22 protein-coding genes are annotated in these 21,535 nt (G+C 54.6%); 7 read left to right on the top strand and 15 right to left on the bottom strand.

Annotated features, from left to right (window positions below):
* Nucleotides 1-63: 63 nt before the first annotated feature.
* From nuoB to lrhA, 3 genes are all read right to left on the bottom strand, one after another.
* A complete protein-coding gene (gene nuoB, locus E0L16_RS06320; protein ID WP_003861482.1) occupies nt 64-738 on the bottom strand; it encodes an NADH-quinone oxidoreductase subunit NuoB in 675 nt (224 codons plus the stop codon).
* Nucleotides 739-753: 15 nt separating this feature from the next.
* A complete protein-coding gene (gene nuoA / locus E0L16_RS06315; RefSeq protein WP_003861475.1) occupies nt 754-1,194 on the bottom strand; it encodes an NADH-quinone oxidoreductase subunit NuoA in 441 nt (146 codons plus the stop codon).
* A 631-nt stretch (nt 1,195-1,825) separates the two neighbouring features.
* Nucleotides 1,826-2,764 (bottom strand): transcriptional regulator LrhA, encoded by a 939-nt coding sequence (gene lrhA, locus E0L16_RS06310; RefSeq protein ID WP_063868197.1) that lies wholly within the window; start codon nt 2,762-2,764, stop codon nt 1,826-1,828.
* A gap of 935 nt (nt 2,765-3,699) precedes the next feature.
* Here lrhA and alaA point away from each other — a divergent pair.
* Together alaA and yfbR are read left to right on the top strand one after the other, a co-directional pair.
* A complete protein-coding gene (gene alaA / locus E0L16_RS06305; RefSeq protein WP_003861471.1) occupies nt 3,700-4,914 on the top strand; it encodes an alanine transaminase AlaA in 1,215 nt (404 codons plus the stop codon).
* A 116-nt stretch (nt 4,915-5,030) separates the two neighbouring features.
* The gene (yfbR, locus tag E0L16_RS06300) at nt 5,031-5,630 is read left to right on the top strand and encodes a 5'-deoxynucleotidase (protein WP_107533424.1); all 600 of its coding nucleotides are present in this window, start codon (nt 5,031-5,033) and stop codon (nt 5,628-5,630) included.
* A gap of 72 nt (nt 5,631-5,702) precedes the next feature.
* Here yfbR and E0L16_RS06295 read toward each other — a convergent pair whose 3' ends face one another.
* From E0L16_RS06295 to yfbV, 4 genes are all read right to left on the bottom strand, one after another.
* A complete protein-coding gene (locus E0L16_RS06295) occupies nt 5,703-7,535 on the bottom strand; it encodes an SLC13 family permease (RefSeq protein WP_131636543.1) in 1,833 nt (610 codons plus the stop codon).
* 76 nt (nt 7,536-7,611) lie between these two features.
* Entirely contained in the window at nt 7,612-8,271 is a 660-nt protein-coding gene (locus E0L16_RS06290; RefSeq protein WP_063450393.1) for a sugar phosphatase, read from the bottom strand.
* 11 nt (nt 8,272-8,282) lie between these two features.
* On the bottom strand, nt 8,283-8,777 hold the full coding sequence (locus E0L16_RS06285) for a YfbU family protein (protein ID WP_023617380.1): 495 nt from the start codon (nt 8,775-8,777) through the stop codon (nt 8,283-8,285).
* 92 nt (nt 8,778-8,869) lie between these two features.
* Nucleotides 8,870-9,325 carry a terminus macrodomain insulation protein YfbV gene (gene yfbV / locus E0L16_RS06280; RefSeq protein WP_059312846.1) on the bottom strand — a complete coding sequence of 152 codons (456 nt, stop codon included), beginning with the start codon at nt 9,323-9,325 and terminating at the stop codon, nt 8,870-8,872.
* 337 nt (nt 9,326-9,662) lie between these two features.
* On the opposite strand from yfbV, the gene ackA reads away from it, so the two are divergent.
* Nucleotides 9,663-10,865, top strand: a complete 1,203-nt coding sequence (gene ackA, locus E0L16_RS06275) for an acetate kinase (protein WP_041908924.1) — start codon at nt 9,663-9,665, stop codon at nt 10,863-10,865.
* A gap of 75 nt (nt 10,866-10,940) precedes the next feature.
* Nucleotides 10,941-13,085, top strand: a complete 2,145-nt coding sequence (pta, locus tag E0L16_RS06270) for a phosphate acetyltransferase (protein ID WP_102750750.1) — start codon at nt 10,941-10,943, stop codon at nt 13,083-13,085.
* 112 nt (nt 13,086-13,197) lie between these two features.
* On the opposite strand, the gene E0L16_RS06265 is transcribed toward pta, so the two are convergent.
* The 5 genes from E0L16_RS06265 to E0L16_RS06245 form a co-directional block, all read right to left on the bottom strand.
* The gene (locus E0L16_RS06265; RefSeq protein ID WP_063868189.1) at nt 13,198-14,151 is read right to left on the bottom strand and encodes a transketolase family protein; all 954 of its coding nucleotides are present in this window, start codon (nt 14,149-14,151) and stop codon (nt 13,198-13,200) included.
* On the bottom strand, nt 14,144-14,974 hold the full coding sequence (locus E0L16_RS06260; protein WP_131636542.1) for a transketolase: 831 nt from the start codon (nt 14,972-14,974) through the stop codon (nt 14,144-14,146). Before E0L16_RS06260 ends, E0L16_RS06265 begins: the two co-directional genes overlap by 8 nt.
* Nucleotides 14,971-16,362 (bottom strand): PTS ascorbate transporter subunit IIC, encoded by a 1,392-nt coding sequence (locus E0L16_RS06255; RefSeq protein ID WP_063450398.1) that lies wholly within the window; start codon nt 16,360-16,362, stop codon nt 14,971-14,973. Before E0L16_RS06255 ends, E0L16_RS06260 begins: the two co-directional genes overlap by 4 nt.
* Before the next feature lie 21 nt (nt 16,363-16,383).
* A complete protein-coding gene (locus E0L16_RS06250) occupies nt 16,384-16,656 on the bottom strand; it encodes a PTS sugar transporter subunit IIB (RefSeq protein ID WP_003861447.1) in 273 nt (90 codons plus the stop codon).
* 79 nt (nt 16,657-16,735) lie between these two features.
* Nucleotides 16,736-17,179 (bottom strand): PTS sugar transporter subunit IIA, encoded by a 444-nt coding sequence (locus E0L16_RS06245; RefSeq protein ID WP_131636541.1) that lies wholly within the window; start codon nt 17,177-17,179, stop codon nt 16,736-16,738.
* Nucleotides 17,180-17,414: 235 nt separating this feature from the next.
* Here E0L16_RS06245 and E0L16_RS06240 point away from each other — a divergent pair, with 235 nt between their 5' ends.
* The gene (locus E0L16_RS06240) at nt 17,415-18,434 is read left to right on the top strand and encodes a LacI family DNA-binding transcriptional regulator (RefSeq protein ID WP_063450401.1); all 1,020 of its coding nucleotides are present in this window, start codon (nt 17,415-17,417) and stop codon (nt 18,432-18,434) included.
* A gap of 3 nt (nt 18,435-18,437) precedes the next feature.
* On the opposite strand, the gene yfcD is transcribed toward E0L16_RS06240, so the two are convergent.
* From yfcD to yfcF, 3 genes are read right to left on the bottom strand one after another with little or no spacing between them, the layout of a single operon-like run.
* The gene (gene yfcD / locus E0L16_RS06235; RefSeq protein WP_063450402.1) at nt 18,438-19,004 is read right to left on the bottom strand and encodes an NUDIX hydrolase YfcD; all 567 of its coding nucleotides are present in this window, start codon (nt 19,002-19,004) and stop codon (nt 18,438-18,440) included.
* Nucleotides 19,005-19,059: 55 nt separating this feature from the next.
* Nucleotides 19,060-19,611, bottom strand: a complete 552-nt coding sequence (gene yfcE / locus E0L16_RS06230) for a phosphodiesterase (RefSeq protein ID WP_131636540.1) — start codon at nt 19,609-19,611, stop codon at nt 19,060-19,062.
* Between the two features lie 56 nt (nt 19,612-19,667).
* Entirely contained in the window at nt 19,668-20,312 is a 645-nt protein-coding gene (gene yfcF / locus E0L16_RS06225; protein ID WP_063868178.1) for a glutathione transferase, read from the bottom strand.
* Nucleotides 20,313-20,452: 140 nt separating this feature from the next.
* Here yfcF and yfcG point away from each other — a divergent pair, with 140 nt between their 5' ends.
* Nucleotides 20,453-21,082 (top strand): GSH-dependent disulfide bond oxidoreductase, encoded by a 630-nt coding sequence (yfcG, locus tag E0L16_RS06220; RefSeq protein WP_131636539.1) that lies wholly within the window; start codon nt 20,453-20,455, stop codon nt 21,080-21,082.
* A 75-nt stretch (nt 21,083-21,157) separates the two neighbouring features.
* On the top strand, nt 21,158-21,526 hold the full coding sequence (gene folX, locus E0L16_RS06215; RefSeq protein ID WP_003861432.1) for a dihydroneopterin triphosphate 2'-epimerase: 369 nt from the start codon (nt 21,158-21,160) through the stop codon (nt 21,524-21,526).
* The last annotated feature ends 9 nt before the right edge of the window (nt 21,527-21,535 follow it).

Raw genomic sequence — 21,535 nt, 5'->3', positions numbered from 1 at the left:
GCCTGGCTTCGCGCTATTTGAGTAGTGATATGCGAAGGTGTTCTCCAGGCCCACAGGCGCAAATTAAATTTCGTCAGGCGTACGCAGGTTGGTGACGGCAATACGTTCACCACGTTTACGCTCGCGCTCGGACTGCATGTTCGCGCGATAGACACCCTGATCGCCAACAACCCATGAAAGTGGGCGGCGTTCTTTACCGATTGACTCCTGGAGCAGCATCAGCGCCTGCATATAGGCCTCTGGACGCGGCGGGCAGCCCGGGATGTAAACATCCACCGGAATGAACTTATCAACGCCCTGCACAACGGAATAAATGTCGTACATACCGCCGGAGTTTGCACATGCACCCATGGAGATAACCCATTTTGGCTCCAGCATCTGGTCATAAAGACGCTGAATAACCGGTGCCATCTTGGTAAAGCAGGTCCCGGCCACCACCATCAGGTCAGCCTGACGTGGAGAAGCACGCAGTACCTCGGCCCCAAAACGCGCAACGTCATGCACCGCAGTGAATGACGTCACCATTTCAACGTAGCAGCAAGAAAGGCCAAAGTTGTAGGGCCAGATGGAGTTCTTACGACCCCAGTTGACCATATCGTGCATGGCATGCTCGAGCTTGCCCATGTACACGCTTTTGTTGACTTCTTGCTCCAGGGGGTCAGTTACGATCTCCTGTTTTTGCAGGGGGTAACGGTCATTCTCACCGTTAGGATCTATGCGGGTGAGCGTATAATCCATCTTATTGCCTCGCTGTTACTGCTGACGATTAGAGATACTGTTTTCCGGGTTGATGTGTTCACGGCGTGAACGCACAGGTGTCCAGTCCAGCGCGCCAATACGCACCAGATAAACCAGACCGGCCAGTAACACTAAAATGAAAATTGCGGCCTCGACAAAGCCCACCCAACCACTTTCGCGAATGGAAGTAGACCACGCGAAGAGGTAAAGCGCTTCCACGTCAAAAATGACGAAGAACATGGCTACCAGATAGAACTTGGCAGACAGGCGTAAGCGAGCGGTACCTACGGAATCAATACCTGATTCGAAAGGTGTGTTTTTGTGCCTTGCGCGGGCGCGACCGCCCAGGAACCAGCCGCCGACTAACATCAGGCAGCACAGGCCAATGGCTACAATAAGAAAGATTGCGAATGCCCAGTGATGAGCGATGACTTCTGTGGATGTTGACATACTCATTGCTTACTCATCAAAAGTGATACCGACGACACTGCTCTTGCTGGCAGATGGGCATCACATCGATTCATGGGGAGGAACAAAATAACCTTACACTAACTGTCAGAAATGAGACATAGACAGCAAAATGATGGGGTTTTTTACTCCTATCTATAACCTTTTGTCAACTTTAACAAAGGTTTCTTCACATTAAATTACATCGAGCGATTCTCATTAACATTTGGTGCCCTTTAACCTTGGTGGCCAGGTGACTTTACGTCAAATGCATCTTGTTGAATCGTGTCCGTTTTGGAAGTAAAAAAAATAACCCTCCTATTTTGACAGGATTTGCCAACGATTCCTCCCCCTAAATAGGAGTATTTTCTTGATCTGAGACACGCTTTTGTTAATTCAATCAAAAAAACAGCAACATATTTCCTGTTTTTTTAACATCGGCAGGGTAAGAGGGAAGATAGAACAGCTATTGTTCACATATTAATCAAAAGCATTTGTCTTATTGATAATTAAGCGCTATTTCACTTATCCACACGCCTCCTGCGGTTATGAATAGCAAAAAAAACCACTCGCATGAAAAAATCATGCGAGTGGCTCTTTTTTACACTTACATTTTGTTACGAGAATTTTGAGGAAACGATCACTCAAAATCCCCTTCCACGATCAGCGAGTCATCCCCTCCTTCAGGAGTAGCATGCGCGTACTGCCATGGATTATGGTAGTTTTCCATTGCTTCGAATACCACCTTTGCCAGCTCGTTGTTGCTGCCGGCGTTATGGCACAGCATGTACTCCGTATCCGGCAGCGAGGGAAGCCCCTCTGATTTGCCCAGCACGCGCAGGTCGGGGCTCATCATCTCAACCGGACGGGCCGTTACGCCAAGCCCGGCCTTCACCGCCGCTCGCACTGCGGGCAACGTGGACGCCACGTACGCCAGACGCCAGGGGATACTGGCCTCGTTGAGCGCAGCCAGCACCATATCGCGGAACGGACTGGGATCGTCCAGCAGAACCAGGGGTATTGGCTCACCTTGTTGCAATACGTACTCCGCGGCACAGTACCAGTGCGTAGGAGAAGTACGCAGCGTCAGGCAGTCAAACTGGCCGGGTCGATGCGTGGTGACCACCAGGTCAACCTCGTTCTCTTTCAGCATCTCAACCATGAAGGCATTGCGTTTAACGCTAACGTCCAGGGCAAGCTTCGGATAAACCGAGCTAATTCGATTGAGAAGGAAAGGTAAAATGGTATCTGCTGATTCATCTGACGCCCCTAATGTTAACACTCCCTGAAGGTTGCTAAACATTAATGACATACAGGCTTCATCATTAAAGCGCAGTATCTTCCTGGCATAACCCAGAAGCTGAATACCATGTTCTGTTAAAAGCTTATTACGTCCATGGCGCGCAAAAAGCTCTTTACCAACCAGTTGTTCCAGTCGCTGCATTTGCTGACTTACGGCGGACTGGGTACGGCATACTGCGGCAGCAGCTGCTGCAAAAGTGTTGAGATCGGCGACCGCAACAAACGTTCTCAGCAGATCGAGGTCGAGATTCATTATCGGACGATTTGCATTTATCATATCTTTTCACTTTCAGGTTGCTCGTGCGGAGCTGCCCGGGTTGAAGCTGTGTGTAACGGTTAAGCAATTCCTTCTGAAGTGTTTCCCTCGCATCCCGGCCCGGCAGACTGCCTGACAGATAGTTATTGTACTGTGGTATATCAACAGTCAGAAATCACGTTTCATGACGTTATTTTTATTCTCTTGCGTTCAGGTTATTTCGTTGTGTGCAGGTAGATGTAAATTCCATAAAGAGTAAGACATGTTTTCTGCCATCTATATCGCAGCGTTGCCAACGTCGCAAGATGTGACTTACCCAATCGGCCAGAGATAACTTTAACAATAACAATCGATTAATACAGGAAAGCAGAATCCGATATACGTAACAGGCCTATCGCTCTGCTGCATTCCCGAAACACATCTTAACCCAAATCCACTATATTTATAAGTCTTATTGCACTAATACGGATTTAACGCCAATGATAAGCAACTACACTCTTTTTATTAAAATTAACGAAAGTTGCATTTTCGTCGTTAATAATAAATAAAGTTTAATTTAGATTCAGGCCAATCATTAATAACCCTTAACATTAATTTCACATGAGTAACTTTTAACCTGGCTTTGCTAATATGGCAATCTGTATCTGAGCATTCAGGTTTTACGAATGGTCACTCAGAGGGACTACTGCCTCAGCCCGGATCGTCTTTTTATTTACCCAGAATAATATTAATACTTATATGCTATTTTCAGCATAAAAAACCCAGAAATAAGCGTAATCACGGTGATTTCAGGCACAAAATCACTCCGTCATTAGATTAAGCGATCACAGCGGCGCTGCCCGACTGGACAAAATCTTCTTCTGTGCGCCCTTCAAAACGAGGCGCGGTGGGAGTACATTGTTCCGTGCTGCTTCCACGGCAGGAAGTTGCAATAATAGCGAAAAGGTTAAAGGTTCATGTCCCCTATCGAAAAATCCAGCAAGCTCGACAACGTCTGTTACGACATCCGTGGCCCGGTACTCAAAGAGGCAAAACGCCTTGAAGAGGAAGGCAATAAGGTTCTGAAACTCAACATCGGCAACCCCGCGCCATTTGGTTTTGAAGCGCCGGATGAGATCCTGGTGGATGTGATCCGTAACCTGCCAACGGCACAAGGCTATTGTGATTCAAAAGGCCTTTACTCCGCCCGTAAAGCCATTATGCAGCACTACCAGGCTCGTGGAATGCGCGACGTCACCGTTGAAGATATTTACATTGGCAACGGCGTCTCGGAACTGATCGTTCAGGCGATGCAGGCGCTGCTGAACAGCGGTGATGAGATGCTGGTTCCCGCGCCAGATTATCCGCTGTGGACGGCTGCGGTCTCTCTGTCCAGCGGTAAAGCGGTGCACTACCTGTGCGATGAGTCGTCGGACTGGTTCCCGGATCTGGATGATATTCGCGCGAAAATTACGCCACGCACCCGGGGTATTGTGATCATCAACCCGAACAACCCGACGGGCGCGGTCTATTCAAAAGAGCTGCTGATGGAGATCGTCGAGATCGCCCGCCAGCACAACCTGATCATCTTTGCCGACGAGATTTACGACAAGATCCTGTACGACGCGGCGCAGCACCACTCTATCGCAGCGCTGGCGCCCGACCTGCTGACCGTCACCTTTAACGGACTGTCTAAAACCTACCGCGTGGCCGGTTTCCGTCAGGGCTGGATGGTACTGAACGGTCCGAAAAAACATGCGAAAGGCTACATTGAAGGGCTGGAGATGCTGGCATCCATGCGTCTGTGCGCCAACGTACCGGCACAGCATGCGATCCAGACGGCGCTCGGTGGCTATCAAAGCATCAGCGAGTTCATCGTCCCGGGCGGCCGTCTGTATGAACAGCGCAACCGCGCATGGGAATTGATTAACGACATCCCGGGTGTTTCCTGCGTGAAGCCTAACGGCGCGCTGTATATGTTCCCGAAAATCGACGCGAAGCGCTTTAATATTCACGACGACCAGAAAATGGTGCTCGACTTCCTGTTGCAGGAAAAAGTGCTGCTGGTTCAGGGTACGGCGTTTAACTGGCCGTGGCCGGATCACGTGCGTATCGTGACCCTGCCGCGCGAAGACGATCTTGAGATGGCCATCAGCCGCTTCGGGCGCTTCCTCTCCGGGTATCATCAGTAACTGGCCTTTCTGCCGGGTGGCGCTGCGCCTGCCCGGCCTGCACCATCCGCAAATTTGCATCTTCCCTCCCCTCCCCGCACAATGAAGTCTGTCGCAGTGAAGACATAAGGTAACCTATGAGTCAGAGTCATTTTTTTGCCCACCTCTCCCGCCTGAAACTCATCAACCGCTGGCCGCTGATGCGCAACGTACGCACTGAAAACGTGTCAGAGCACAGTTTGCAGGTTGCCATGGTCGCGCACGCGCTGGCCGCGATTAAAAACCGCAAATTCAACGGACAGGTGAATGCCGAGCGTATTGCCCTGCTGGCGATGTACCACGACGCTTCGGAAGTGCTGACCGGGGATCTGCCCACGCCGGTAAAATACTTCAATTCGCAGATTGCGCAGGAATATAAGGCCATTGAGAAGATTGCCCAGCAGAAACTGATCGACATGGTGCCCGAAGAGCTGCGCGATATCTTCGAGCCGCTGATCGACGAGCATCAGTACACGGATGAGGAAAAATCCCTGGTCAAGCAGGCCGATGCGCTGTGCGCCTACCTGAAATGTCTGGAAGAGCTGTCCGCCGGGAATAACGAATTCCTGCTGGCGAAATCGCGCCTGGAGAAAACGCTGGAATCCCGCCGCAGCGAGGAGATGGACTACTTTATGCGCGTGTTTGTGCCAAGCTTCCATCTGTCGCTGGATGAGATCAGTCAGGATTCGCCGCTGTAATTTATTGCCCAGCGGCGCTGCGCTTGCAGGGCCTACGGCCGGGTAAGGCGTAGCCGCCACCCGGCGATGTTCTCAGAACGGGAATAACACCGGAATCAGCACCACGCATACCAGCATCACCAGCACGGTGAACGGCACGCCAATCTTCACGAAGTCGCTGAACTTATAGTTCCCCGGCCCCAGCACCAGCGTATTGACCGGAGAAGAAACCGGCGTCATAAACGCCGCGGACGCCGCCATCGCCACCATCATCGCAAACGGATACGGCGAAACGCCCATGGATTTCGCCATCGCCAGCGCAATGGGCGCCATCAGCACCGCCGTGGCGGTATTGGAGATGAACAAACCAATGGTGGCACACATGACGAACAGGCAAATCATCATCAGGTACGGGCCATACCCCCCGCCCGCATCCATCAAGCCTTTAACGATCAGGTCTACCCCGCCGGTTTTCTGAAGCGCCAGGGCAAACGGCATCATCCCGACAATAAGAATAATGCTCGGCCAGTGAATCGCCTTGTAAGCGCTTTCGGCGTCGATACAGCGGAATTTGCCCATCAGCAGACAGGCGATTATTGCCGCCACCGGGTTAGGGATCTCGTCGGTCAGCATCAGCGCGACCATCAGCACCAGACAAAAAATCGCGTGGGGCGCCTGGCTGTGCGCCGGGGATGCATCGCTCTCTTCAATCGGCATATTCAGCACCACAAAGTCGCGGCCTTTCTGCCCGAGCTGGCTAATCAGCTTCCAGTTGCCGACCACGAGGAAGATATCCCCCAGCAGGAGCGGCTCGTCCACGACCGCCCCTTCAAGGGCCACGCCATCGCGCTTCAGGCCCACCACGTTCAGCCCGTAGCGGGTACGAAAGCCGATTTCGCGCACGGTTTTGCCCAATAATTCTGATTCGGGGATCAGGGAGACCTCGGCCATCCCCACATCCAGCGCCTGGTCGGAGAAATACTCGCCGCGCAGCACCATCGGCTCCAGCAGCTGCTCGCTACAGAACTCTCGCAGATCCACGTCCGCCGTGGACATATCGATCAGCAGGACGTCACGCGCGCGGAACTCTGATACCCCGTTCACGTTAACGATCACCCGACGAAAACGACGCCAGCGCTCAACCCCGATGACGTTCGCGCCGTAGCGTTCGCGTAGCTTAAGATCATCCAGCCGCTGCCCCACCATCGGCGATCCCGGGCGGATGGCCAGACGCCGGGCGCGCCCGGTCAGACGGTACTCTTTAATCAGATCGCGGAAAGAGCGCCGCTTCCAGCCCTCTTTGGCTTTGTCCTGCTTCTCCCCTTTCAGCGCGAAACGGGTCAGTAGCATATAGATAATGCCCATTACCAGCACCACCAGGCCGATCGGCGTGACGCTGAAAAAGCTAAATCCTTCAAGCCCCTCACGGATCAGCTCGCTGTTCACAACGAGGTTCGGGGGCGTCGCGACCAGCGTCATCATGCCGCTGATGAGCCCGGCGAAGCTTAACGGCATCATCAGCCGCGACGGAGAGATCTGCATTCTCATGCAGACGCTCAGCACCACCGGAATAAAGATGGCCACGACCCCCGTTGAGCTCATAAACGCGCCCAGCCCGGCAACCGTCAGCATCAGGTAAATCAGCATTTTGGTTTCGCTGCTGCCCGCCACCTTAACCAGCCACGATCCCATCATCGTCGCCACGCCGGTGCGGACCAGCCCGTCGCCGATGATAAACAGGGCGGCAATCAAAATGACGTTGGGATCGCTAAAACCGGAAAAGGCTTCCGGCAGGGAAAGCGTACCGCTCAGAACAAACGCAACAATCACAAACAGGGCGACGGCATCCATGCGCACCTTGCCCGTGGCAAACAGAATGATGGCGATTAACAGCAGGCTCAGGACCCAAATCAGTTCACCGTTCACAACATGTCCTTGTCAGTGGAGGAGAAGCCATTCTGCCATAAAAAAAGCCCCGGTAATGCGGGGCTAAATCATGGGATTACATTTTTAGCGAGACGGTTACGATCCCGTCAGAGGCCTTTGAGACGTCGATGGCGGTCAGGGTGTTAATCACAAAATCCGCCTCCTCCAGCCGGGGGGAACCCGCCGGTACGTTAACGGCAATGACGTGGCTCCCGGCATTCAGACCGGCCAGAACGCCTGCCGCCGCGTCTTCCACCACCACGCACTCCGCAGGGGCAAGGCCCAGCAGTTCAGCGCCGAGCAGAAACGCATCCGGTTCAGGCTTGCCGCGCTTCACGCGCTCAGCGGTAATGAAGACGTCCGGCGTCGGTAAACCGGCCGCCTTATGACGGGCATGCGCGACGGGAATCGAGCCGGAGGTGACGATAGCCCACGGGATCTGCGCTTCATTCAGGTGCTCAAGCAGTTCGCGCGCACCGGGCAGCGCGGTAATGCCGTCGGTATCGGTGGCTTCAATCTGCTCCAGATAGCTGAACTCCGCCTGAATTTCTTCCTCAGAACGTCCCGCCAGGAAGTGCCGCAATGAGGTAATGGCCTGTTTGCCATGGATAAAATTCAGTACGTCCTGATGGTCGATGCCGTGCCGGTCGGCCCAGTGGCACCACGAGCGTTCCACCACCGGCAGCGAATCCACCAGCGTACCGTCCAGATCAAACAGAAAACCTTTACACTGCACACGCACCTCCGTCAGGCATTAATGATTTGTTGAATTTCGTTGCTGCTTAAATGGTACTGACGCGGACAGGCGTGCCACGCGCTCAGCATACGTTGATATTTATCCCACATGGGAGTCTGGGCGTTGAAGCCGTGCGTACCCGCATCAAAATGGGTATAGCGCCCTTCGGTATTCACCATAAAGCGCACATAGCTTAGATAGCGCGCTTCCGTCGCGGCATCAAAGCCCAGGAACGTCACGCGGCGCTCGTCAATGGACTGCCGATCTTTCAGGTTGGTCCAGGACACATGCAGCGCGTGGTACATCTCCATGATGTCGATAACGATACGGCAGGTTTCTTCTTTCAGCTCGCCAAATTCACGATCCAGTTCGCGCATTTGCAAGCCAAAGCCACGTTCTACAATGGTTTGCAGGCGGCTGTAGCGCGCAGCGTTATCGGGATCAAGCATAGTCATCATCTTGTACTGGTTAGACAAAATCAGACGTTGAGCATGGGTCATTTCCATCTTTCGACTCCTGTAGCGCATTGCACTGTAAAAAAAAGACACGGTAACTGACTGTTACTGTGCCTTCTTTTGATCGTCGTTTCGATGATCAATCACAAGTCATCGAGGAATGTTTTATCAAGCTGTTTAAACGCGCGCTTTAACGTGTCCGCCAGCGCCTGATAGTCCGGCTTGCCTTCAACCGGGGCGAGCGCCTGCCCGGCCTCCTCCAGTTTTCCACGCACTTCATAAAACCAGTGTAAAATAGAAGGCGGAAGTGGCGTGACGGAACGTTTACCTAACCACCACAACCCCTGCATCGGTAGGCTTAACGCAAAGAGCGCTGTCGCGACGGCAGGCCCAAGCTGCCCACCTAATGCTATCTGCCAGCACAGGGTAAAGACGGCAACAGGAGGCATAAAGCGGATCGCATAGCGCGTGGCGCGGATGGTACGGTTCTCAATAAACATCGGTGCCAGGCGCTTTTCCATCGGCCACGTCTTAGCGTAATGCTGTCCCCGACGAAACAGACTAAAAAAATTTACGGACGGGATTTCGGGTGTCGACATGGCTGTACCTCAACTTCACATATAAAAATTAAAATTTTCGTGCAAAACCACAACAGGCTATGACAACGTTCAAAATATTTTGTCATCGCTACCCCGTATCGGGTATCCTGTGCCAGCCTGATAGGGCCGTAGACGAGAAGCGTTAACTCGTCAAATTATCGCATATTATGCCATTGTCTGAAAAATGTTCAAAATGGCTTAAAATCATAGGTATTTCTTCCATCCTGCCAGAATGTTCGTTTGGCATGATGTTAATCATAAACGTCTGGGTCAGCTTGCGTTACGCTTTTAGGCTCATTGACGTTTTTTTAGCCACGTATCAATTATAGGTACTTCCATGTCGAGTAAGTTAGTACTGGTTCTGAACTGCGGTAGCTCTTCACTGAAATTCGCCATCATCGATGCGCTCAACGGTGACGAGTACCTCTCTGGTTTGGCCGAATGTTTCCATCTGCCTGAAGCACGTATCAAGTGGAAGATGGACGGCAGCAAACAAGAAGCGGCTTTAGGTGCAGGCGCCGCTCACAGTGAAGCGCTGAACTTTATCGTTAACACTATTCTGGCACAAAAACCAGAACTGTCTGCTCAGCTGACTGCGATTGGTCACCGTATCGTCCACGGCGGCGAAAAATACACCAGTTCCGTGGTGATTGACGACTCTGTGATCCAGGGCATCAAAGACTCTGCGTCTTTCGCACCGCTGCATAACCCGGCTCACCTGATCGGTATCGCTGAAGCACTGAAATCCTTCCCGAATCTGAAAGACAAAAACGTGGCCGTGTTTGACACCGCGTTCCATCAGACCATGCCGGAAGAGTCTTACCTCTATGCCCTGCCGTACAGCCTGTATAAAGAGCACGGCGTACGTCGTTACGGCGCACACGGCACCAGCCACTTCTATGTGACTCAGGAAGCCGCAAAAGTACTGAACAAGCCGGTTGAAGAAGTCAACATCATCACCTGCCACCTGGGCAACGGTGGTTCTGTTTCTGCTATCCGCAACGGCAAGTGTGTTGACACCTCTATGGGTCTGACCCCGCTGGAAGGTCTGGTAATGGGTACCCGTTCCGGTGATATCGACCCGGCGATCATCTTCCACCTGCACGACACCCTGGGCATGAGCGTTGACGACATCAACAAAATGCTGACCAAAGAGTCTGGCCTGCTGGGTCTGACCGAAGTTACCAGCGACTGCCGTTACGTTGAAGACAACTACGACAGCAAAGAAGACGCTAAGCGTGCAATGGACGTTTACTGCCACCGTCTGGCGAAGTACATCGGTTCTTACACCGCGCTGATGGACGGTCGTCTGGACGCGGTTATCTTCACCGGCGGCATCGGTGAGAACGCGGCAATGGTACGTGAGCTGTCCCTGGGCAAACTGGGCGTACTGGGCTTCGAAGTCGATCACGAGCGTAACCTGGCTGCCCGTTTCGGCAAGTCTGGCTTCATCAACAAAGAAGGCACCCGCCCGGCTATCGTTATCCCAACTAACGAAGAGCTGGTCATCGCGCAAGACGCGTGCCGCCTGACTGCCTGATTCCACACCGCCAGCAATGCTGGCGGTGCTGTTTTGTAGCCCGCCCAACGCGGCGGTAACGAAAGAGGATAAACCGTGTCCCGTACTATTATGCTGATCCCTACCGGAACCAGCGTCGGCCTGACCAGCGTCAGCCTCGGCGTGATCCGCGCTATGGAACGCAAAGGCGTTCGTCTGAGCGTCTTTAAGCCTATCGCCCAGCCTCGTGCCGGTGGCGATGCGCCAGACCAGACCACCACCATTGTGCGTAAGAATTCCAATCTTCCTGCGGCTGAACCGCTGAAGATGAGCCACGTTGAGTCTCTGCTCTCCAGCAACCAGAAAGACGTGCTGATGGAAGAGATCATCGCCAACTACCACGCTAACGCGCAGGACGCGGAAGTGGTGCTGGTTGAAGGCCTGGTCCCGACCCGTAAACACCAGTTTGCCCAGTCCCTGAACTTTGAAATCGCGAAAACCCTGAACGCAGAGATCGTTTTCGTGATGTCCCAGGGTACTGATACCCCAGAGCAGCTGAAAGAGCGTATCGAACTGACGCGCAGCAGCTTCGGCGGTGCGAAAAATACCAGCATCACCGGCGTTATCGTTAACAAACTGAACGCACCGGTTGATGAACAGGGCCGTACGCGTCCTGACCTGTCCGAAATTTTCGACGACTCATCCAAAGCGAAAGTTATCAAGGTTGACCCGGCTAAGCTGCAAGATTCCAGCCCACTGCCTGTTCTGGGCGCGGTGCCATGGAGCTTCGATCTGATTGCCACCCGCGCAATCGATATGGCGCGTCACCTGAACGCTACCGTGATCAACGAAGGCGATATCAACACCCGCCGCGTGAAGTCCGTGACCTTCTGTGCGCGCAGCATTCCGCACATGCTGGAGCACTTCCGCGCAGGTTCCCTGCTGGTGACCTCCGCAGACCGTCCGGACGTGCTGGTTGCTGCCTGCCTGGCGGCGATGAACGGCGTGGAAATCGGTGCAATTCTGCTGACCGGTGGCTACGAAATGGACGCGCGTATCAGCAAGCTGTGCGAACGTGCGTTCGCGACCGGCCTGCCGGTCTTCATGGTGAACACCAACACCTGGCAGACCTCCCTGAGCCTGCAAAGCTTCAACCTGGAAGTGCCGGTTGATGACCACGAGCGTATCGAGAAGGTTCAGGAATACGTTGCGGGCTACATCGACGCAGACTGGATTGAATCCCTGACCGCGACCTCCGAGCGCAGCCGCCGTCTGTCTCCTCCAGCCTTCCGCTACCAGCTGACCGAGCTGGCGCGTAAAGCGGGCAAACGCGTGGTTCTGCCAGAAGGCGACGAACCACGTACCGTTAAAGCGGCGGCCATCTGTGCTGAGCGCGGTATCGCGACCTGTGTGCTGCTGGGTAACCCGGACGAGATCAACCGCGTTGCGGCGTCTCAGGGCGTTGAGCTGGGCGCGGGCATCGAAATCGTTGACCCAGAAGTGGTGCGCGAAAGCTACGTTGCCCGTCTGGTTGAGCTGCGTAAGAACAAAGGCATGACCGAAGCCGTTGCGCGCGAGCAGCTGGAAGACAACGTGGTGCTGGGCACGCTGATGCTGGAGCAGGACGAAGTTGACGGTCTGGTTTCCGGTGCGGTTCACACCACCGCGAACACCATCCGCCCACCGTTGCAGCTGATCAAAACCGCACCGGGCAGCTCTCTGGTTTCCTCCGTGTTCTTCATGCTGCTGCCTGAACAGGTTTACGTTTACGGCGACTGCGCGATCAACCCGGATCCAACCGCAGAGCAGCTGGCAGAAATCGCTATCCAGTCTGCTGACTCCGCGACTGCCTTCGGTATTGAACCGCGCGTAGCGATGCTCTCCTACTCCACCGGTACCTCTGGTGCAGGCAGCGACGTAGAGAAAGTCCGTGAAGCAACCCGCATTGCGCAGGAAAAACGTCCCGATCTGATGATCGACGGCCCGCTCCAGTACGATGCTGCCGTCATGGCTGACGTGGCGAAATCTAAAGCGCCAAACTCGCCGGTTGCAGGTCGCGCTACCGTGTTCATCTTCCCGGATCTGAACACCGGTAACACCACCTATAAAGCGGTACAGCGTTCAGCAGACCTGATCTCCATCGGGCCAATGCTGCAAGGCATGCGCAAACCTGTGAACGACCTGTCCCGTGGTGCGCTGGTTGACGATATCGTCTACACCATCGCGCTGACGGCGATCCAGTCTTCGCAGCAGCAGCAGTAATGTTAAAAAGCCCGGTGGCGCTAGCGCTTACCGGGCCTATGGTTTTGTAGGCCGGATAAGCGAAGCGCCATCCGGCAAGAAAGGCGACCACTTAACCGGTCGCCTTTTTTTATTACAGCAGCTCCCGCGCCGCCGACACAATGTCATGCGCCGTCAGGCCATACTCTTTTTGCAGGAAGTCCTGCGTGCCCACCTGACCATAACGTTCCTTCACACCTACCCGACGCATAGGCACCGGACAGGTTTCCACCAGCACTTCCGCCACCGCCGATCCCAGCCCGTTGTGAATGCTGTGGTTTTCGCAGGTCACAATACGCCCGGTTTTCTCGGCGTAGTTTTTCACCAGCATCCGATCGATGGGCTTCAGGGTAAACATGTCGATGACCGCTGCGCTTACCCCCTCCTGTTCAAGCTGGCGCGCCGCTTCCAGCGCTTCCGCCACCATAATGCCGTTGGCAATTAGCGTGATATCGCTTCCCTCGCGCAGCACGTTGCCCTTGCCGATGGTGAAGGTTGACCCAGGGGCATAGACGCTCGGCGCCTGCTTGCGGATGGTGCGCACCCAGTAGAAGCCTTCGAGATCGATAAGCTGACGCAGCACGTCGTCGAACATCACCGCATCGGTGACTTCCAGCACCACAGAATGCGCCAGACCGCGCACGATGCCCATATCCTCGAACGACATGTGCGTCCCGCCGTTGTGGCAGGCCGTCACGCCCGCATCCGAGGCAATCACCTTCACGTTATTGCGCTGGTAGTCCAGCGACATAAACAGCTGGTCGAAGCAGCGACGGCTGGCGAAGGCGGTAAAAGTATGCACGAACGGCTTACGTCCGGTGAGCGACAGCCCGGCGGCCGTTCCGATCACGTTGGCCTCCATAATGCCGCAGTTGATGACGTGCTGTGGATAATCCCGCGCTACGCCGTCCATCGCCATCGAACTCATCAGGTCCGCCTCGAGCGCAACGATCTCGCTCCCGGCCTCAATCTGCCTGGCCACAAAGCCCGCGTAGACCTTACGCATCTCAACCGAATCTTTCTGTCCTGCCGGTGCAACCTTAATCATGTGAAGCCTCCAGTTGGCGAATCGTCTCGTTGAGCGCCGCTTTGCTCTCCTCGGTTAATCGCAGGTGATGCGAATTACTGAGCTGTTCCAGGTACGGCACCCCCTGCCCTTTGATGCTGTCGAGGATCACCACCCGCGGACGCGCATCGGCCTCAGGGATCGGTGAAGTCACCTTCAGCAGTGCCGGAATGTCGTCCCCTTTGACCGTCACCACGTCAAAGCCAAAGGCGCGGAATTTGCCCTCCAGGTCGAAGGCACAGATGATTTCGTCCAGTTCACCGTCGAGCTGCTGTTTGTTCCAGTCCACGAACACGGTCAGGTTGTTCAGTCGATGGTGAGCGATAAACTGGAAAGCTTCCCAGCACTGGCCTTCGTTCAGCTCCCCGTCACCGACGATGCAGAACACGCGGTTTGGCCTTCCTGCCAGCTTGTGCGACAGCGCCATGCCGCCCGCAATCGAGATCCCCTGCCCCAGCGAACCGGTGGTGGCATCCACGCCGCGGGTTTTCAGGCGATCCGGGTGGCTGGGCAGACGCGTTCCGTTCTGGTTCAGCGTGCTCAGCTCTTCAACCGGGAAGTAGCCCTTAATCGCCAGCGTGCTGTAGAGCGCCGGGCCCGCATGGCCTTTCGACAGCACAAAGTAATCGCGCTCTGGCCAGTCCGGGTCGGCCGGGTCTATTTTCATCACCGCGTCGTACAGCACCGCCAGCGTTTCAACGACTGACATGCTGCCGCCGTAGTGGCCAAAGCCCAGCTGCGTCAGGGATTTCAGGGTCTCAAGACGGATCTGACGCGCCAGTTCGGTTATCTCATTCTCATTCATGATTTGGCTCCGGGGTTTTCCTGCGCGTTACCGCCCGCAGGTTTGTTTTTAGCGAAGATGTTGTAAGCCACCAGCAGCGCGAACAACACAACAACCAGTCCGGTGATGGCAAGCGGCGACAGGAAGCGCGCAAGATTGCCGAGCACAATCCCGACCGCACCAAAATCAGCGTCCGAGAAGGTGGTATTCGCAAAGCCAATCGCGCCCAGAACAGGCAGCAGGAGGACCGGCAGGAAGGTGATCAGCAGGCCGTTGGCAAACGCGCCAATCATCGCCCCGCGACGTCCGCCGGTGGCGTTCCCAAACACGCCCGCCGTTGCACCGGTGAAGAAATGCGGCACCACGCCCGGGAGGATCAGCACCCAGCTAAACTGACCGCAGATCAACAAGCCCACAATCCCGCCGAGGAAGCTGAACAGGAAGCCAATCAGCACCGCGTTTGGCGCATACGGGTAGACCACCGGGCAGTCCAGCGCAGGCCGCGCGTTCGGCACCAGTTTTTCAGAGAAGCCGGTAAAGGCCGGGACGATTTCCGCCAGAATCAGGCGCACGCCTTGCAGGATGATGAAGACGCCTGCTGCGAAGGTGATCGCCATGATAATGGCGTACACCAGGTAGTTTTGCCCGCCGCTGAAGGTGGACTCCACGTACTCGCGCCCGGCGCTCACCGCCATGATCAGGTAGATAATCATCATGGTCAGGGAAATTGAGATCGAGCTGTCACGCAGGAAGCTGAGGTTCTTCGGCAGGTTCATCTCTTCGGTGGAGCGGGAGCCTTTGCCGACCCTGCTGCCAATCCAGCCGGACAGCACGTAGCCCAGCGTACCGAAATGACCGAAGGCGATCTCATCGTTGCCGGTGATACGCTTCATATAGCGCTGCGCAATCGCCGGGAAGAAGGCCATAATCAGGCCGAGGATCAGCGAACCGGTAAAGACCAGCCCTACTCCCTCGAAGCCTGCAACCGTGAGGATCACGCCGATCATGCACGCCATGTAGAAGGTGTGGTGCCCGGTCAGGAAGATATACTTCAGGCGGGTAAAGCGCGCGACGATAATATTCGCCACCATCCCGAAGGCCATAATTAGCGCAGTCGAGGCACCGTATTTTTCCAGGGCAATGGATACAATCGCTTCATTGTTGGGAATAATGCCCTGAATATTAAAAGCGTGCTCAAACATACCGCCTAACGGATTTAAAGAGCCTACCAGCACGGTGGCGCCACCGCCCAGAACAATAAAGCCAAGAATGGTTTTAATCGTGCCTTTTACCACATCAGAAAACGCTTTTTTCTGCGCGACAAGACCAATTAAGGCAATTAACCCTACCAGGACAGAAGGGACTTTTAAAATATCAACAACGAAATTCAGCGTTTCAAGGATAAACATATCCACCTCGCCTAATCAGGATTATTGTCTTTCGAACCAGGCGCGCAGCTGCGCTTCGAGTTCGTTGATATCGATAATATTGTTGATGACCACCAGCTGGCTTTCCGGCACGCTGGCGCTGGCCGCAATGTCTTTCGCCATCACAAACAGGTCCGCCGCGCCCGGCGTGGCCGAGGAGAGGTCGGAGTGTTCCACCTCGGCCTCAATCTCCAGTTTTTTGAGCACCTTTTTAATATTCATTTCGACCATAAAACTGCTGCCCAGGCCGGAGCCGCAAATAGCCATAATTTTCATTGTTATCCCCTTTTTTGAGTAGAGTACGCCCCATCACGCTGACGCGTAATGTTGAGATGAAACGGATTAAAGAATTAAATCAGAAGCGGCCGATGATGGTTTTTATCTCCTCCAGCGTATTCGCCCGGTGTAATTCAGCCATATCTTCGTCGCTGGAAAATAATTCCGCTAACGCCGAAATCATTTCGATATGGCTATGTTTGTCCGGCGCAGCCAGCATTACAATCACATCGACGGGGTCAAACTCACCGGCACCAAAAGAGACGCCCTGTTTCAGTTTTAATAATGACAGACCGAGACCTTTCGCCCCCTCTTCCGGCCTTGCATGCGGCATTGCCAGGCCGGGAGCCAGTACATAGTAGGGTCCTAGCGCGTGGTGCTGCTCGATGATCGCCGTGACGTATTCCGGCGCAATCACCTGCAAATCCAGCAGCGGTTTCGCGCACAGCTCCAGCGCCTGCGGCCAGTTTTCAACGCTATCCTGTAGCGTTATGGTTGTATCATATATCCACTTTTTGAGCACTCTTCACTCCCGCTAAAGCCCAGACATGGGCAAACTCTATTCAACCCATCAATCAATGACTGCGATCGCGATCACAAAGATAGCGCTACCAATAACTAACATGCAGAACTGTGATAGCGCTATCAAATTGCTATCATGGTGTGAAATCACAGCAAAAAAAGGGATTTAAGGCGTATACTGCCTGTCACGTAAAATAAGGATGAAACTGACTCACGTCCTGTCAGCAGGAAGATGTATGTCTTTAACCCGAAAACGCCGCAGTACCGGAAAAGTAACGCTCGCGGATGTCGCGCAGCTTGCCGGCGTAGGCACGATGACCGTTTCCCGTGCTCTCCGCACGCCCGAACAGGTTTCCGATAAACTGCGTGAAAAAATTGAAGCTGCGGTGCAGGAGCTGGGTTACATGCCCAATCTTGCCGCCAGCGCGCTGGCATCAGCGTCGTCATGGACGATTGCGATGGTTGTTCCCAATCTTTCCGAAGCTGGATGTTCCGAGATGTTCGCCGGGCTACAGCAGGTGCTTCAGCCTGCGGGCTACCAGATCATGCTGGCGGAATCTCAGCACCGTCTTGAACAGGAAGAGAAACTGCTAGAAACGCTGCTGGCATCGAATATCGCCGCGGCAATATTGCTTAGCGTTGAACACTCCGATACCGTGCGGCACTGGCTTAAAAACGCCTCTATCCCGGTGATGGAAATGGGTGCGATGCGTGCCGATCCGATTGATATGAATATCGGGATTGATAATGTCGCCGCCATGTATGAACTCACAGAAATGGTGATCCAGCGCGGCTACCAGAATATCGGCCTGCTGTGTGCTAACCAGGAGCAGTGGATTTTTCAGCAGCATTTGCAGGGCTGGTATAAGGCGATGCTGCGCCACCACATGTCGCCGAACAGGGTGATTAATGCCGCCATGCCGCCAAACTTCTCTACCGGCGCGGCGCAGCTGCCCGAGTTCCTGCTGGCGTGGCCGGAGCTGGACGCACTGGTGTGCGTATCCGATGAGCTCGCCTGCGGCGCGCTGTATGAGTGCCAGCGTCGGCGCATCAAAGTGCCGGACGATTTAGCGGTGGTGGGCTTTGGCGATAGCGACGTCAGCCGCGTCTGTCAGCCGCCGCTGACGACGATGGCGGTGCCGCATCGCAAGATTGGTATTGAAGCCGGGAAAGCGTTACTGGAACGACTGAACGACGGGGGCTGGCGCGACCATAAGCCCATCGCGTCCAGCCTGTGCCTGCGGGAAAGCTGTTAAGGCTTACTCAGCCTCTTCCTCTTTCTCCGCTCTATTTTCCGGTTTAGCGGATTCGTTTTTGGCGTTGCGGGTCATCCACAGCGCCAGTGCTTTTAAGGAATCAGGCGTGAACTCGTCGCAACGCGCGGTGATCTCTTCCGGCGTCATCCAGCTGACTTCGCTCACTTCCTCTTCCTGCAAGGCGAAAGGCCCATGGGAAACGCAGCTAAACAGCCCGCCCCAGACGCGGCAATGCTCATCTTCAAAATAAAACTGGCCGTGCTCGGCAAACGGCACGCCAGCGATACCTAACTCTTCTTCCGCTTCACGACGCGCGGAATCCAGCAGCACTTCATCGGCCTGCACGACGCCACCCGCTGTGGCATCCAGCATACCAGGAAGAAAATCTTTGGTGTCGGTGCGACGCTGGACCAGAATCTTGCCCATGCCGTCATGAACAACGATGTACGTCGCGCGGTGACGCAGACGCTCCGCACGCATTTGTTCGCGGCTGGCCTGCGCGATCACTTCATTTTCTTCGCTGACAATGTCAACCCATTCAGTACTTGCCAAATGATTCTGCTCCACCATCGGGAAACCTTCTCGTCTAAGCGCTCTTTCGGCGCGTTTGCAGTTGAGGTGTAACTTACGGATTAATCGCTATCTGTGCAATAACTTGCTGATCATTAAGTGCTATAACGCTTAATGTACCGTCTTCGTACATGCCGTAGCTTGCCGGGTAACGGCCCTTTGGAATGCTGACGGACCCGGGGTTGAAGTAATAAATGCCTTCACGTTTTTCCGCCACCGGAATATGAGTATGGCCAGAAACCAGGACATCGCCAGCGGCGAGTGACGGCAGGTTATCCGGGCCGAACAGGTGCCCATGGGTCAGGAACAAACGGCTGGTTTCCATCAGCACCTGTTGCCAGGGAGCGGTGATGGGAAAGTGCAGCAGCATCTGGTCAACTTCACTGTCACAGTTGCCGCGCACGGCAATGATGCGCGAAGCGTGCTGATTCAATTTTTCCGCCACCTGCGCCGGGGCATAGCCTTCCGGCAGCGCATTGCGCGGGCCATGGTTTAATACATCACCCAGGATGACCAGCCATTGCGCCCCGCTTTGGGCAAACAGCGAAAGCACGCGTTCGGTCGCGGGCAGCGATCCATGGATATCCGACGCAAACATCAGTTTCATCAGTTACTCCTCCGAAAATCAGACTGCCCCTATCATACCTCAAGCGCCTCGTCCGATCAGCCCGCGCGCTTAGCGGAGAGTGCCACATAGCGCTGCACCGACGCGCGTTGCCACTGGAACCCGGCATAATCCACCAGCAGCTGCGGGACGGCATCCCCGTTGAGGATCAGGCGATTGAGCATCAACGCCAGATCGGCGTCGGCAATACACCACTCGCCAAACAGGTTCGGACTGCCGTGAGCCAGCAGCGAGGAGGCCGTCTCAATCAGCTTTTGCGCGCTGGCTGCTCCCTCCGCGCTGAGCGCCGGCTTTTTGACGCCGGCGAAGACCACGTCCGTGGAGCGCTCGACGCGAATCGGCACCAGATCGCTGCGCAGCCACGCCTGGATCTGACGGGCGCGGGCGCGCTTTTGCAGATCGTGAGGATAGATGCGTTCCCACTCTGGCGGAGCGAAGCGATCTTCCAGATACTCGTCAATCGCCGAGGATTCGCTCAGCTCAAAGCCGTCAATCTCCAGCACGGGAACCCGTCGGGTAAGCGCGTAGCCCTGCCACTGGGGCTTCAGATGTTCGCCGCTGTCCAGGTCAATAGTTTTCAGATTCACGGCGAGCCCCTTTTCAGCCAGCGCCACGTAAACGCTCATAACATAAGGAGAAAAGAAGTTCGCATCGGACCACAACGTTATTACAGGCTGGCTCATGACATCCTCATTAACTGATTGGTTTTCACTCAACATATAATCTCTTTGCCTCGCTGTCACCTGATGAAAACTCACGATTTTCTGCCAGCACCTATACTGTTTTTTCATGGCAACACTCTTCACACTGACAGGAGTTGAGAATGATCGATCTCTATTATGCCCCCACCCCGAATGGCCATAAGATCACCCTCTTTCTCGAAGAAGCCGAAGTGGAGTACCGGATCGTTCGCGTGGATATCAGTAAAGGGGACCAGTTCCGCCCCGTTTTTTTGACCATATCGCCCAACAATAAAATTCCGGCCATTATTGATAACCTGCCCTCTGACGACGGCAAACCGTTAAGCCTGTTTGAGTCCGGAGAGATTTTGCTCTATCTGGCGGAGAAAACCGGCAAGCTCCTGAGCGGTGAACTGCGCGAGCGTCACCAGACCCTTCAGTGGCTGTTCTGGCAGTCAAGCGGCCTGGGGCCCATGCTGGGGCAGAACCACCACTTTACCGCGTATGCGCCGCAGACTATCCCTTATGCCATTGAGCGATACCAGGTCGAAACCCAGCGTCTGTACGGTGTTCTGAACCGTCGGCTGGAAAAATCACCGTGGCTCGGTGGTGAGCATTACAGCATCGCCGATATCGCCTGCTGGCCGTGGATCAACACCCATGAACGCCACCGGATCGACCTGGCCTCTTATCCGGCGGTGAACAACTGGTTTGAGCGCATCAGGACCCGACCGGCCACCGAACGCGCGATGCAAAAAATCCATCAGATTTGAGCCTGCGCCCCGTTGGGTACAGGTGTTCTCCTCATGTATGATGAGGCAGAAATACTGACACGGAGAAGACCTGCAATGTCCCAGCATGACGCTATTATTCGTATAAAAAACTTACGCTTACGCACGTTCATCGGTATTAAAGAGGAGGAGATCGCTAATCGCCAGGATATCGTGGTGAATGTGGTGATCCATTACCCGGCAGACAAGGCGCGCGCCAGCGAGGATATCAACGACGCGCTGAACTATCGAACGATCACCAAAAGCATCATCCAGTACGTTGAGAACAACCGTTTTGCGCTACTGGAAAAATTAACTCAGGATGTGCTCGATATCGCACGCGAACACCACTGGGTCACTTATGCTGAAGTAGAGATCGATAAACTTCACGCTCTGCGCTACGCCGACTCCGTCTCGATGACGTTAAGCTGGCAGCGCCAGGCGTAAACCTGGAGG

It is taken from the genome of Enterobacter quasihormaechei, assembly GCF_004331385.1.
Classification (GTDB): Bacteria; Pseudomonadota; Gammaproteobacteria; order Enterobacterales; family Enterobacteriaceae; genus Enterobacter; species Enterobacter quasihormaechei.
The sequence above is the reverse complement of the archived record's forward strand: the minus strand, read 5'-3'. Positions and strand labels throughout refer to the sequence as shown.